Annotated in this window: 1 protein-coding gene; it reads right to left on the bottom strand. The window is 70.5% G+C overall.

The window, feature by feature from the left end:
* A partial coding sequence (locus DEH69_RS28340) for an acyltransferase domain-containing protein (RefSeq protein WP_113689847.1) occupies positions 1-352 on the bottom strand: 352 nt, incomplete at both ends.

Below are 352 nucleotides of genomic sequence, written 5' to 3'. Positions count from 1 at the left end.
ACGCCATCGGCGCGCAGCTGCTCGGTGGCGTCATGGAAGCGGACCGCCTCGCGGACATGCCGCACCCAGTACTCGGCGTCAACGCTCTCCGGCTGCCCCGCGATGGGCAGGCGCGCCGGGTGATAGGTCAACGTCTCGGCGACCGCACGGAACGCCTCCAGCATCGGGTCCATCAGATGCGAGTGGAACGCATGGCTCACCGCGAGCCGCTTGTACTTCCACCGCCCGGCCAGCGCCACCACGGCCTGCTCGTCGCCGGAAAGCACCACGGAATCCGGGCCGTTGACCGCCGCGATATCCACCCCGTCGGTCAGCAGCGGCAGCACCTCCGACTCAGGCGCCCGCACCGCCA

The organism is Streptomyces sp. PT12 (assembly GCF_003311645.1).
In the GTDB taxonomy this organism is placed as follows: domain Bacteria; phylum Actinomycetota; class Actinomycetes; order Streptomycetales; family Streptomycetaceae; genus Streptomyces.
This window is presented reverse-complemented; position numbering and strand designations above follow the sequence as displayed.